The organism is Caballeronia sp. HLA56, from assembly GCF_054655155.1.
This window is the reverse complement of the sequence record NZ_BAAHOB010000002.1, coordinates 119946-132963: the sequence shown is the minus strand read 5'-3', so window position 1 is coordinate 132963 and position 13018 is coordinate 119946. Positions and strand designations below refer to the sequence as shown.

Here is a 13018-nt window from a genome sequence, read left to right as displayed (position 1 = left end):
GACAAGATTCGCAAGATTGACTAGGCCATAGGATGCGTCATGGCGTGGAACATGGAAATCGACCGGCGCGAGGAATTGCCGATCTATCTGCAGATTTGCGAGCGATTCAAGTCGGCTATCGCGGCAGGGCATTTGCGGCCCGGCGACCGCGTGCCCGCCTTGCGAGGCTTGGCGACGCAGCTCAACACCGCGCGCGGCACGGTGGAGTTGGCCTACAGCATCCTCGTCAACGAAGGCTATCTGCACATGCGCGGCGCGGCGGGTACGTTCGTATCGTCGTCGTTGCCTCCGTCGGCGACCGCCGCGCGATCGCGCAAGAGCCGTGACCGCGCGCTTGCGCCCGCGCAGCCTCCGCGTGCGGATGACATCGGCAACGACGCGAAGCCGCTACGCCCCGGCCTGCCCGCGCTCGATGCCTTTCCGCGCAAGGTCTGGAGCAGGCTCGTGGCGTATCGCGCGAGAAGCGGCGATGTCGCCGCGCTCACCTATCCGGAACCAGCGGGCTATGGACCGTTGCGCGAGCACATTGCAACGTATGTCGGCTTGTCGCGCGGTGTGGAATGCTCGCCGGAACAGGTGTTCGTGACCAACGGCTATCGCGCGACGCTCGAACTCGTCTTGCGCGGCCTCGCTCGACCGGGCGACAGCGCGTGGTTCGAGGAACCGGGCTATCTGCTCGCGCGCAACTTTCTTATCGAAGCGGGACTGCGGCTCGTGCCGGTGCGGGTCGATGACGAAGGTCTCGATGTCGAACGCGGCGTGGCGCTCGCGCCGGATGCGCGCTTTGCGTTCGTCACGCCGTCGCATCAGAGTCCGCTTGGCGTCACGCTTTCGCTCGCGCGGCGCATGAAGCTGCTCGACTGGGCGAATCGCGCGGGAAGCTGGATCGTGGAAGATGATTACGACAGCGAGTTTCGCTACGTCGGGCGTCCGTTGCCGGCGTTGAAGAGCCTCGACCGGGATGATCGCGTGATTTATTGCGGCACCTTCAGCAAGGTGCTGTTTCCCGGCTTGCGGCTTTCGTATGTGGTTGTGCCCGAGCGGGCCGTCGCGCGCTTCGGGCAATTGACGAGGAGCACCAACGCGGGCTCGCCGTATCTATTGCAGGCGGCCGTGGCGGACTTCATCGCGCAAGGGCATTTCGCGCGGCATCTCAAGCGCATGCGTGCGTTGTACGACGAGCGTCGCACCTTGCTTGCCGATGCGCTCGTGCAGGCGTTCGGGGCGAGGCTGAGCGTGGAGTTGCCCGCTGGCGGCATGCATCTGGTGGCCATCTTCAATGCGGGCCGCGACGGTCCCGTGGATGATCTCGCTGTCGCCGCGCGCGCCCGCGAGGCAGGGTTCGCGGTGATCGGTTTATCAGCGTGGTATCTGGGCAAACGCACGAAGCGCACGTTGAGTGGCCTCGTGCTCGGCTTTGCCAATGTCGGCACCGCAGCGGAAGCGTCGCGTCTTGCGCGCATGCTGAGGCGCGCGTTCGATGGCTAAAGCGCGATTAGAGCGCGATTAGAGCGCGACGGAATCGCTCGAAGCGAAGAGCGCATGATGCGCGAGCCTGGCGCGTGCAACACGCAATGCGTCCTCCACTGCGGCGTCTGCCATGACGAGCCCCTGCAGCAATAAAAACTGCACGCTGTGAATGCCGATGGAACCCAGCGCATATCGCAGATACGGCGTCAGAAAGTCCGGCTGACGCGCGCGTTCCCCTGTATGAAAACCGCCGGACCCGACGATCACGAACGTGGGCCGGTCGCGCATCAAGCCGATCTTGCCTTCGAGCGTGGCCGCGAACGTGCGATGAATGCGCAACACATAGTCGATCCATAGTTTCAACGCGGCGGGAACGGTGAAGTTATGCATCGGCGTGTTGATGATGAGCGCATCGGTCGCTTCTATCTCGCCGACCAGCGTTTCGGAGAGATCGAACGCGCTGGCATCGGGCGTGCGCGAGGTAACGTTGCCGGCATAATCGCGTGTGATGGGCGCAAGCGGATGCGCCGTCAGATCGCGTTCGATCACTTCGACGATATTGGTGCTGCGCAGACGCTCGATCATCTCCATGGTGAGTCGATGGCCGTGGCTGTTCTCGCCATGCGGGCTGGCGTTGAGCAGAAGAAGTCTCATCGCGTCTGCTCCGTCGTGTCGTTCAGCGTCTCGACGAAATGCATGCCTCGCGCGAGCAAGCCATTGCGGTAGTAGAAGCGCTGCGCGAGCGCCATATGCAGGCCTGTGTCGAGCACGAAGTGGGCGCAATCGGATTCGCGCGCGATGTTGCGCACGGCATCGAGCAGGCTTGCGCCGATGCCGCTACGTTGCAACTCGTTCGTGACGACGAGATCGTCCACGTAGACGAAGCGTCCATAGATCAGATTCATCTGCATGCGATAACCCGCGAGTCCGAGGACCGTGTCCGCGTCGGACGCGGCGATCAAACGGTAGCCTTGTTCATGCTGTGCTCGCAGTTGCGTGCAGAAAGCCGTGGCATCCGTCAGATGCGGACGCAGTTGTTTCATCACCGAGAAAGCGCGCGTCCAGTCGGCGGGCGTATCGAGATGGCGTATGACGATCCTTGGGTTCATGCGTGTTTCTCCTTGAGGCATGAACCGTACGATACATTCTCGATGACCCAGCGACGAGGGCCAAGAAAGCGCAAACCAACTAGGCCAAGATTTCAGCACACACTCGGCAGACGCTGCGCGCAAATGTCGAGCACATCGGCGGGATCGCGGCGCCACCAGTTGTCCTTCGAAAAAATCTCCACTTCGATCAAACCGTCATAGCCCGCCCGTTCAACCGCGGCCCGCAGCGCCGCGAGTTCGATCACGCCGTCGCCCATCATGCCGCGATCGAGCAACATGTCGCGCGTGTCGCGCAGCCAGTCGCATACGTGAAACGCACGAATCCTCTTGTCGCGTCCCGCCGCGCCTATCGATTCGACGAGCGCCGGGTCCCACCAGCAGTGGTAGGCATCGACAGCGATGCCGAGAAAGCCATCCGCATGAGGATCGATGTCCGTGCATATCGCCAGCGCTTGCGCGATCGTGTTGATGGCCGAACGTTCTGCCGCGTACATGGGATGCAGCGGTTCGAGCGCGAGCGGCACGCCGCAGTCACGTGCGGTTTCATGCAATAAGCCGATGCCTTCCGCTATCTGCTCGCGCGCGCCGCGCAGGTCGCGACTGTCATCGGGCAGCGCGCCCACGACCATGACAAAGGCGCGTGCGTCGAGAATCGCTGCATCGCGCAGAGCCGCGCGGTTCGCTGCAATGTTCGCGTCGAACCCAGCACGCGTCTTCGCCGGAATGTAAGTCGAGCGGCAATAGCCCGTCACTGTGAGTCCGTGCGCGCGAATCTGCCGTGCAATCTGCTTGACATCTGCTTGTTCCACCTCATGCCGCCACGGCGCAATGCCGCCGAATCCCGCACGCGCGATACGGTCGATGGTCACGTCGAGCGGCTCGCGATGGCCAAGCGTCGCCGTGTTGATCGAGCATAGATCAGGTCTTCCTTGCAGGCTGCGCATGATGTCAAGCGCCGCAACCGAGGGCCGATAAAACCGCGCGCGCTCGCACAATCGCTTGCTCGGGATCGCGCAGTAGGCCAGCGCGATCGGCAAGACGCAATACATCCGCGAGATACACGGGCGGCCGCATGCCGTGATGCCCGCCGAGCATGAAGAAGTGATCCTGAAAGCCGTTCAGATACGCGAGAAACACGACGCCTGTTTTGTAATACTGCGTCGGCGCACGAAAAATATGGCGCGATAGCGGCACGGTCGGCGCGAGCAACGCGTGATAACGCGCGTGATCGTTGACGGCGAGCGCGGCGAGCGCCTGTGAAGCGGCGGGCGCAATGGCATCGAAAATGCCGAGCAGCGCATGCGAATGCCCGACCTCGTCGCCTTCTATCAGGCCGGGATAGTTGAAGTCGTCGCCGGTGTACATCTTCACGTCATGCGGAAGGCGGCGCCGGAACGCGATCTCCTTCGCGTCGTCGAGCAGCGAAATCTTGATGCCGTCGATCTTCGCCGCGTTCTCGCCAATGATGTCAAGACACGTCCGCGCCGCGCTCTCGTAGTCTGGCGCGCCCCAATAACCCGCGAGTTCCGGGTCGAACATGTCGCCGAGCCAGTGCAGGATGACGGGCTCATTGCACATCGACAGGACTTCACGATAGACGCGCCGGTAATCGTCGCCATTTCGCGCCACCCGTGCGAGCGCGCGGCTTGCCATCAGGATGACGCGGCCGCCTGCGTGCTGGATGGCTTCGAGTTGTTCGGCGTAGGCGCGGATCACGTCGTCGCAAGAGCCGACTGTATGCGGCGCGACGTGGTCGGTGCCGCAGCCCGAAGCGATCGAAGCGCCGGGCATGTCACGCGTGTCCGCTATCGTGCGCGTGATCAGCTCGAGCGCGCTCTTCCACGGCAGGCCCATGCCGCGCTGCGCGGTGTCCATCGCTTCGGCGATACCGAGCCCTTGCCCGATCAGATAGCGCCGATACTCGAGCGTGCGTGCCCAGTCGATCGCAACGGGTTCGTGAAGCTCGCCGCTCTTACGTGGATCGGCGACGACATGCGCCGCCGAGTATGCGACGCGATTGAACAGCGCATCGGGTTCGCGCGGCACGAGCGGCGTGCCAATCAGACGATAGGTTTCCAGTGTGCCGCGTTCGGTCGGAAGCGTGATCTGCATGCGTATGCTCAGTATTTGTGAACGAGAAGACCGCCGTCGATGCGAATCGGCTGGCCGATGCTGTAGGGCAAGCCGCCCGTGGCGAGCGTGCGCACGGCGGTAGCCACTTCTTGCGGCGTGCCCCAGCGCTTGATCGCGGTGAGACCGTGTTCCATTTGCACGTCATAACGCGCTTTCGAGGGCGCCGTCATCTCGGTTTCGATGAAACCGGGCTGCACTTCGTAGACGCCCACGCCGAAGTCCGCGAGCCGTAGCGAGAAGAGCGTCGTTGCCATGGAGAGACCGGCCTTGGACACGCAATACTCGCTGCGCTGCACGGAGGCCGCGACGGCATTCGACGAAGTAATGGTGATGATCGAAGGTGGATAGTTCGCCCCAGGCGCAGCGGTATTGCGCGCGATGCGCCGCCCGAACGCCTGCATCAGAAAAAACGTGCCGCGCGTGTTCACCTGGAGGCACCGGTCGTAACTTTCCGGCGATACATCGAGCAAATCGCCGCGCGACATCACCGAGACGCCCGCATTGTTGACGAGACACGTCACCGGTCCCAGACGTTCTTCGATTGCGCCGAACAGGCTGTCGTGTTGCGCGATGTCGGCGAGATCGGAGAGTTGCACCGCGCATCGTGCGCCGCGTGCGATGACGGCGTCGCGGGCATCGTCGAGTTCGGCGGATGCGGCGATATCCGTGATGGCGATATCGAAACCGGCGCTTGCGAGTTCCAGCGCGATCGCGCGGCCAATGCCGCGACGCGCGCCGGTGACGAGCGCAACGGGACATTCGTTCATTGCCCTTTCCCTCCATGATTTATAAGTAACGATACGGTTCGTTATTTATAAAATCAAGCGCTATCGAGCCGAAGAGGGTTTTTACCTAGCAGGGGAGCGGCGGCAGAGAAAGGCCGCCGAAATGCGGTCAGCGCGGACGCAGCAGGCTGAGCACGGTATCGATATTGAATTCGAGCCGTTCGCGCAGCGCCTCTTTCGAGACGAAATCGAAGCCGAAGATCACTTCGCCGGTGAAGCGATTGGTCAGGTAGTAGTAGCCGATGGCCGCAAGCGTCAGATGCAACTGGCGCGCGTCGATGCCGCTGCGGAAGTCGCCGGCCGCGACGCCACGGTCGAGAATCGACTGCAGCATGTCGATGAAACCGCCGTGCAGTTCGCGAAAACGCAGCGACTTCTTCACATGCCGCGCGCGATGCAGATTCTCGCTGTTCACGAGCGCCATGAACTCGGGATGCTTGAGGTAATACTCCCAAGTGAACGTCATGAGCGCGCGGATGGCGTCGGCGGGCGGCAAGTGGCCGAGTTCCAGCTTGCGCTCCGCGTCGCGAATATCGGACCACGCGTCTTCCAGCACCGCCTGAAAGAGTTCGTCCTTGCCCTTGAAGTATTCGTAAATCATGCGCTTGTTGACGCCCGCCTTTTCGGCGATCGAATCGATGCGCGCGCCACCCAGCCCGACTTTCGCAAATTCCGCCTTGGCCGCGGCCAGGATCTTCGTCTGCGTCTGGATTGGATCGCGCGTGCGTTTGGTTTTCTTCGGCGCGTCCGGCGCTTCGGCGGTCGTTATCGGCATTGCCCCGTCTCTTTCGTGTTCGAAGCCTGAACGTTAGCCGACGCCGCCGGCACTGGCAATGCGCGGACTGTCGACGTGATCATCGTAAACCCCACTTTGTTCATCGAGCGCTTGAAGCCGATCCGAGCGTGTGCCAACATCTTCTCTAAGTAACGAACCAGTTCGTTTTTAGTTAATTAGAGCGAGGTAATTCAAATTGGATAAATGGATTCACGCCGAGGCCGTCGCGAACGCGATCCCTGACGGCGCGACGATTGCAATCACCGGTTCCGGCGGCGGCTTGCTGGAACCCGACGCCGTGCTCGCCGCCATCGAAACGCGTTTTCTGACGACGGGGCATCCATGTGACTTGACGGTGGTTCACGCGCTCGGCGTCGGCGACGGGCGCGGCAGCGGTCTGGGCCGTTTTGCGCACGAAGGCATGGTCAGGCGCGTGATCGGCGGACATTGGGTCTGGTCGCCGGCCATGCAGCAACTCGCCGAGAGCGGCCGTATCGAGGCGTACAGCTTTCCGGGCGGCGTGATTGCCACGCTGTTTCGCGAGATCGGGGCGAAGCGTCCTGGCGTGCTGACGCGCGTCGGCTTGCGCACGTTCGTCGATCCGCGCTTCGGCGGCGGCAAGCTCAACGATCAAACGCATGAGGATCTCGTCGAACTCGTGACGCTGGGCGGCGAAGAGTATTTGCGCTACAAGCCGTTTCGCATCGACTGGGCCATCGTCATGGCGTCTTCCGCCGATGACAGCGGCAACCTCACCACGCGCCACGAACCCGCCGACCTCGATATCTACGCGGTCGCGCTCGCCGCGCACAACAGCGGCGGCACGGTCGTCGCGCAGGTGAAGACGCGTTCGCAAGACTACGTGCCCGCCCGGCTCGTGCGCGTTCCCGGCGTGATGGTCGACCGGATCGTCGAGACGCCCGCGCAACGTCAATGTGCGATCAGCGACTACGACGCGGCGTTGAGCGGCGAAGCGCTCTTGGAAGCGCACTCTTCGAACGATGAGGCGGCTTATCCCGAAGGCATGCGCCTGATCGTCGCCGAACGCGCGGCACGGGAACTTGGCGTGGACCAGTCGGTGAACTTCGGCTTCGGCTTTCCGGGCGCGATTCCCGCCGTGCTCGCAAGACAGGGGCGCGTCAACGACTACTGGGGATCGGTGGAGCAGGGCGTGCATCGCGGCGTAATGCTCGACGGCGCCATGTTCGGCACGGCGCGAAATGCCGATGCCATTCTCCCGAGCGTCGATCAGTTCGACTTTTACAGCGGCGGCGGTATCGACGTGACCTTCCTCGGCATGGGCGAGTTCGACGAAGAAGGCAACGTCAACGTGTCGAAGCTCGGCAGCACGGTGGTCGGCCCGGGCGGATTCATGGACATTGCACAGGGCGCGAAGAAGATCGTCTTCTGCGGCGCATTCGAGGCGAAAGGTCTCGAAGTGAAGCAGCACGCCGACAGCCTCGAAATAGTCACGCCCGGTTCGGTGCCCAAGGCCGTGAAGCGCGTGCGCCATGTCACGTTCAGCGGCGTGCAGGCGCGTCTCGAAGGCAAGGAAGTCCTCTACGTGACCGAGCGCGCCGTGTTCCGGCTCGATGCGCTCGGCGTGCGGCTCATCGAAGTGGCGAAGGGTATTGACGTGCGCCGCGACGTGCTCGCGCGCATGGCGTTCGAGCCGCTCGTCGACGAGCATTTGCTCGAAGCGGAGTCGGCTGCATGACAACGAATCGGAACGAGGAGACAGGCATGCAATCGGAGTCCGGCATTCGCTTTGCCGTCGAGGGTGGCATCGCGGTCATTACGCTCGAACGCGTGGCGCGTCATAACGCGCTGACGCTTCACATGCTCGACGATATCGCGCGCGCCGTGAAAGAAGTCGAACGCAACGATGACGTGCGCGTCTTGCGCTTCGAAACCGCGAGTCCGCGCTTCTTTTCGAGCGGCGCGGATATCAACGAGTGGGGCGACATCGATCCCCAGAAGATGGGCACGCGCTTCATACGCGAGGGAAATCGCGTGTTTCGTGGCATCGCGGAACTGGATATTCCGACCATCGCGGTGCTCTCGGCCAGTGCGCTTGGCGGCGGACTGGAACTCGCGCTTGCATGCGATCTGCGCTATGCGAGCGTCGATGCGAAGCTCGGTTTTCCCGAGGCCTCCGTCGGCGCGATTCCCGGCTGGATGGGCTGCGCGCGTCTCGCGGAACTCGTGGGCGCGGTACGCACGCGTGAACTGATTCTGCTCGGCGAACCTATCGATGCCGCGCGCGCGGTGGCTTGGGGCATCGTCAACGAAGCCTTGCCCGCGGATACCTTGCTCGCACGTGTCGATACCGTGAGCGCGTTGCTCGTCGGCCGGTCGCGGACCTCGCTGTCGGTTGGAAAGCGGCTGCTTCGACTAGTCGAAACGGGCCAGGCAGAAATCGCGCACGAACTGGCGGCTTCGGTATGCAAGGCATCGCCGGATGCGCTCGAAGGAGTGGCGGCTTTTCGCGAGAAACGCAGCGCGAGATTTTGATGCCTCTCGGCGTAGTCATCGCGGGCCCGATAACTACCTAGTAAACCGTATGAAGTGGAGAGAGACAAGACATGGACCGTTCCAGTTACCGCTGGCGCATCTGCGCGCTGCTGTTTTTTGCGACCACCATCAACTATTTGGACCGGCAAGTGCTCGGTCTGCTCAAACCCGCGCTCGCGGTGCAGTTCAGTTGGACGGAGACGCAATATAGCTACATCGTCGTCATTTTCACCGCTTGCTATGCAGTGGGCATGCTGCTGTCGGGAAAGCTCGTCGATCGCGTCGGCGTGAAAATTGGCTATGGCGTGTGCGTGTTGTTGTGGAGCATCGCGGCGTGCGGACACGCGCTCGTGCGCAGCACCTTCGGCTTCGGCGTGATGCGAGCCTTGCTCGGCTTGTCGGAATCGGGCAGCTTTCCATGCGCGGTAAAGAGCGTATCCGAATGGTTCCCGCGCAAGGAACAGGCGTTCGCGGTCGGCATTCTGACTTCGGGCACGAGCATCGGCGCGGTGGTGGCGCCAGCGACCGTGCCTTGGCTCGCGGCCGTGTACGGATGGGAAGCGGCTTTCTTCGTCACCGGCCTGACCGGTTTCGTGTGGCTCGGCTTCTGGTACTTCATGTATCAGGCGCCTTTGAAACACAAGAAGGTGTCGCGGGAAGAACTTCGCCTGATCGACGATGGCGCTTCCACCAACGCCGCGACGCAACCGCGCATCAGCTGGTTCGCGCTCTTGAAGTTGCGGCCGACATGGGCGTTCTTCGTCGGTAAATTGCTGACGGATCCCATCTGGTGGTTCATGCTGTTCTGGCTGCCGTCGTACTTCAATTCGCGCTTCAATCTCGACTTGAAGAACCTCGGGCTGCCGCTCGTGATCGTGTATGTCGCGACGTCCATCGGCAGCGTGGGTGGCGGGTGGATATCGTCGAAACTGATTGCGCGCGGTTGGAGCGTATCGAAGGCGCGTGGCACGACCATGTTCGGCCTCGCGCTGCTCGTCACGCCAATTGCATTCGCGCCGTGGATCGACAACATGTGGGCGATGGTCGCTTTGCTCAGTCTCGCGGCGGCGGCGCACCAGGGCTGGTCGGCGAATCTTTTCACTACCGCGTCCGACATGTTCCCGAAGCAACTGGTCGGCTCCGTGGTCGGCATCGGCGGATTGGCGGGTGCCTTGGGCGCGACACTCTTTCCGCTTTTCGTGGGCGCGGTGCTCGACCACTTCAAGTTGCTCGGCAACATCGGCGCGGGTTACAACGTCATCTTCGTGATCTGCGGCAGCGCTTATCTCATTGCGTGGCTCTTGATGCGCGTGATTCGCGCGTCCAGGACGGTGACCGATGTCGACGGCCTGCAGGCCGACGCGAGTTGAAGGCAAACGATAGAATCCTACGCATCGCCGTGCGCTTCTATTGTCCTCATGCCGCTCAATCCTGCTTCGCCGCTCGCCCGTCTCATGTTCGCGCCCGTGCTGCCCGGCGGAATAGTATGGATAGGCTTGCGCACGGCGCGGCGCGCGCCCATGCAACAGGTCGAGAGCACGACGGCGCTGACAGGCGGCGGCCTTGACGGCGACCACTACAGCCGCAAGCAGGGCAACCGGCAAGTGACGCTGATACAGCTCGAAAGCATGCGTGCCATAGCGAGCCATCTTGGCCGCGACGAAGTCTCGCCATTCGATCTGCGACGCAATATCGTCACGTCGGGCATCAATCTGCATGCGCTGAAGGACCGTCGGTTTCGTATCGGCGATGCGGTGCTCGAAGCGAGCGGCGAATGTCATCCCTGTTCGCGGATGGAAGAGACTTTCGGCGTCGGCGGCTATAACGCCGTGCGCGGCTTCGGCGGAATCACGGCACGCGTGATCGAAGGCGGAGAGATCGCGCTTGGCGATGTGATCGTGCCTTTGACGTAAGATAGCTCGCTTCCGAACGTCCATTATCGAACAGGAGCGTCAAGCGTGATCGAGCCGAAGAGCGTATTCAAGGACAACCTGGCGCAATTGCCGGGCATCGATGGTATCGGGCGTATCGATCTGATCGATAGCCGAGGCGCGGTGGTGTCGAGCATCGAAAACAAGCCGGGCAAGCAGGGCTCGCTCGCGGTGTATCACTATCTCAAGCAAGCCTTCGGCACGCTCGATGTCGAGGCCGCCGAGTATGGCCTCGCTCTTTTCGCCGAACATACGACCGATGCGCGCAGCCGTCCGGGCGCGCATCCGAATGTGGATCGGCTGGTCGAGATTGCAAATGGTGGCGAACCGTTGCGTATCGAAGTGATCGCCGCCGCGTAAGCGAATGGGCCTGGAAACTCTCAAAGAAGCGGTGGCGGAAGAATGACGCCGCTTGGCATCGTAACTCGCGTGGGCCCAATGACGCTATTGAAAATCAGGTCGCCGTTCGGCAGGAATTCGATCAGCGCATAAAGTCCATTACCCAATATGCCCGGGCCGAAAATCGTTCTATGGACGGTTACGCCCGTCGACCAGTCCAGTCCGGTCACTTCCCAGCCGGTGCTTTGATAGTAGCCGTTCACGAAGACGATGTGCGAGGTTGAGCTAATACCCGGCACCATGGTGTTGGACGAAACATCGGCGCGAGCCCAGGTCGAAGACCACGCGTGTGTCTGAGGGTTCCAGGCAAAGCGCTCGACGCCAACGGGCGATGGCACGAGTGGGCCGCGTGCCAGAAAACCATCCACGGCGATATTGCCCGAGCCCGTTGAACCATCAGCCGACGAGACATTGTTCACGACGAAAGCGCCGTAGCCATCCACGGCGACCGATTGATCGGTTTGAATCTCATAGGCGGCGGGCAGGCCGCAATTGACTTGTATCGTGCCGGCGATTCGATCCGTGAAACCGGGCGGAATGGCGTCCCGCCAGAACGCCATCAGGCTCATACGCTTCAATCCGTCAGTGATGACGACCAGCTTGTCGGTATCGGTGTTGAAACCCATGAGCGTGGGCGTGCTGCCCGAGCCGGAGCCAAAGAGCGTCGGATACGTATCGCCCGTGGGATAAGGCGACGACCATGCGCCATCTGCGGAGCTTTGCGAAAGCGTCGTCCCGGTCCACACGACTTTGCGCATGAGCTTGTCGGTGACGATGTAAATGCCGTTGTTTTCATCGACCGCAGCGGAATTGCTGATGCTCTCGTCGCTATTGAATTGCACGGTATGCGTGGGTCCAGTGAAAGAACGCGAGACTATGGTTGCCGAATGCGTGCCGAGCACGACCAAATTGCCGTCGTAAGTCATGACAATGCCGGCAATCTGTTCGTCGCTCTGCAGAAAGGTCGTTGCATCCAGCGTGCGGATGATCTGGATGCCGAGCGCCGGCAGCGTTGGCGAAAGCAGCGCGAACGCATAGACCTTCTTCCCGTAATTCACATAGAGAACGTTGTCGAGATCGACAACGTTATAGGCCGAGGAAAGTCCGCCCGCGAGCGGAAGACTCGTCGTGATCTGGTTGACGATGCTTTGCGCCTGCTGCAGTGTCGCGACGGGGGCCGTAAGCAAGCCGTTCAGCGTACTCGACAAGGTCTGGGTAAGTCCTGGCAGAAAAGCCCGCGCCACGGCTTTGAAGCTGCCGCCGGCAGTCGAAATATAGCTCACGCCCGTCGTCGATACACCCCACATGTAATTCGGCGAGGTCGAGGCCAGCGTCATGATGTTGATGGGCCCTGCCGGGACTTGCGGTACTTGTAATAGTGGTACCGGGAGCAAGGCGGAAACGTTGCGTGTACCCGTCGGCGCCGGATAGGGGAAGGCGTCGGTCTGGGCCGAATCGAAATGCGTGACGGCGTATTTGGGTGCGGAAAGATAAGGATTGGGGACCGGATCTGCGGCGCGCGCGGGCAGCAATGTGAACGACGCTGCTATCAAGACAAGCAGCGAACATATTGCTTGAATAAGCTGTTTTTTATTCACGAAGATATCCTAAATATCATTGAATGAAACGATGGGATGTCGCTTAAGTTCGCATTGCGTTACGACGCTCAACGAGTGCGATATTCGTTTATCTGGAAGTTTTCAAAAACGGCTGTGATCAAGCTAAAAGGCGGACGGATAACCCAGGAGCCGCGGCCGGATTTCAACAAGCACTCTAGAATATGGCCGGCGCTTTTTCCAATGATTTGATTAGCCGAGGATCGTCGAGAACGAGACGATGGAGATAATCGCAAGCGCAATTAAAGATGTTGCACGAAATGAAACAGCCCGATCGTTTTTAGCG

Annotated in this window: 13 protein-coding genes; 6 read left to right on the top strand and 7 right to left on the bottom strand. The window is 61.5% G+C overall.

Annotated features, from left to right (window positions below; translation table 11 throughout):
• Positions 1 to 39 precede the first annotated feature (39 nt).
• Positions 40 to 1488 carry a MocR-like pyridoxine biosynthesis transcription factor PdxR gene (gene pdxR, locus ACYQ47_RS07055; RefSeq protein WP_310392647.1) on the top strand — a complete coding sequence of 483 codons (1449 nt, stop codon included), beginning with the start codon at positions 40 to 42 and terminating at the stop codon, positions 1486 to 1488.
• Positions 1489 to 1506: 18 nt separating this feature from the next.
• On the opposite strand, the gene ACYQ47_RS07050 is transcribed toward pdxR, so the two are convergent.
• From ACYQ47_RS07050 to ACYQ47_RS07025, 6 genes are all read right to left on the bottom strand, one after another.
• Entirely contained in the window at positions 1507 to 2124 is a 618-nt protein-coding gene (locus ACYQ47_RS07050; protein WP_459904916.1) for an FMN-dependent NADH-azoreductase, read from the bottom strand.
• Positions 2121 to 2579 (bottom strand): GNAT family N-acetyltransferase, encoded by a 459-nt coding sequence (locus ACYQ47_RS07045; RefSeq protein WP_459904915.1) that lies wholly within the window; start codon positions 2577 to 2579, stop codon positions 2121 to 2123. The genes ACYQ47_RS07050 and ACYQ47_RS07045 overlap by 4 nt, the downstream gene beginning before the upstream one ends.
• A gap of 92 nt (positions 2580 to 2671) precedes the next feature.
• A complete protein-coding gene (locus tag ACYQ47_RS07040; RefSeq protein WP_459904914.1) occupies positions 2672 to 3523 on the bottom strand; it encodes a sugar phosphate isomerase/epimerase family protein in 852 nt (283 codons plus the stop codon).
• 4 nt (positions 3524 to 3527) lie between these two features.
• Complete coding sequence (locus tag ACYQ47_RS07035; protein ID WP_459904913.1) at positions 3528 to 4691, bottom strand: dihydrodipicolinate synthase family protein; 1164 nt, start codon at positions 4689 to 4691, stop codon at positions 3528 to 3530.
• 8 nt (positions 4692 to 4699) lie between these two features.
• Positions 4700 to 5479 (bottom strand): 3-ketoacyl-ACP reductase, encoded by a 780-nt coding sequence (locus ACYQ47_RS07030; protein ID WP_459904912.1) that lies wholly within the window; start codon positions 5477 to 5479, stop codon positions 4700 to 4702.
• A gap of 127 nt (positions 5480 to 5606) precedes the next feature.
• Positions 5607 to 6272 carry a TetR/AcrR family transcriptional regulator gene (locus tag ACYQ47_RS07025; RefSeq protein WP_459904911.1) on the bottom strand — a complete coding sequence of 222 codons (666 nt, stop codon included), beginning with the start codon at positions 6270 to 6272 and terminating at the stop codon, positions 5607 to 5609.
• A gap of 196 nt (positions 6273 to 6468) precedes the next feature.
• Between ACYQ47_RS07025 and ACYQ47_RS07020 the strand changes: the two genes are divergently transcribed.
• From ACYQ47_RS07020 to ACYQ47_RS07000, 5 genes are all read left to right on the top strand, one after another.
• Positions 6469 to 7989, top strand: a complete 1521-nt coding sequence (locus ACYQ47_RS07020; RefSeq protein WP_309848146.1) for an acyl CoA:acetate/3-ketoacid CoA transferase — start codon at positions 6469 to 6471, stop codon at positions 7987 to 7989.
• 26 nt (positions 7990 to 8015) lie between these two features.
• The gene (locus tag ACYQ47_RS07015) at positions 8016 to 8786 is read left to right on the top strand and encodes an enoyl-CoA hydratase/isomerase family protein (RefSeq protein WP_459904909.1); all 771 of its coding nucleotides are present in this window, start codon (positions 8016 to 8018) and stop codon (positions 8784 to 8786) included.
• 71 nt (positions 8787 to 8857) lie between these two features.
• On the top strand, positions 8858 to 10156 hold the full coding sequence (locus tag ACYQ47_RS07010) for an MFS transporter (RefSeq protein WP_459904908.1): 1299 nt from the start codon (positions 8858 to 8860) through the stop codon (positions 10154 to 10156).
• A 48-nt stretch (positions 10157 to 10204) separates the two neighbouring features.
• Positions 10205 to 10699, top strand: coding sequence for an MOSC domain-containing protein (locus ACYQ47_RS07005; RefSeq protein WP_309958372.1), 495 nt, complete (start codon positions 10205 to 10207; stop codon positions 10697 to 10699).
• A 45-nt stretch (positions 10700 to 10744) separates the two neighbouring features.
• Positions 10745 to 11077 carry a DUF2322 family protein gene (locus ACYQ47_RS07000; RefSeq protein ID WP_459904906.1) on the top strand — a complete coding sequence of 111 codons (333 nt, stop codon included), beginning with the start codon at positions 10745 to 10747 and terminating at the stop codon, positions 11075 to 11077.
• A gap of 20 nt (positions 11078 to 11097) precedes the next feature.
• Here the strand turns inward: ACYQ47_RS07000 and ACYQ47_RS06995 are convergent, their stop codons facing one another.
• Positions 11098 to 12453, bottom strand: coding sequence for a hypothetical protein (locus ACYQ47_RS06995; protein ID WP_309848141.1), 1356 nt, complete (start codon positions 12451 to 12453; stop codon positions 11098 to 11100).
• Positions 12454 to 13018 lie beyond the last annotated feature (565 nt).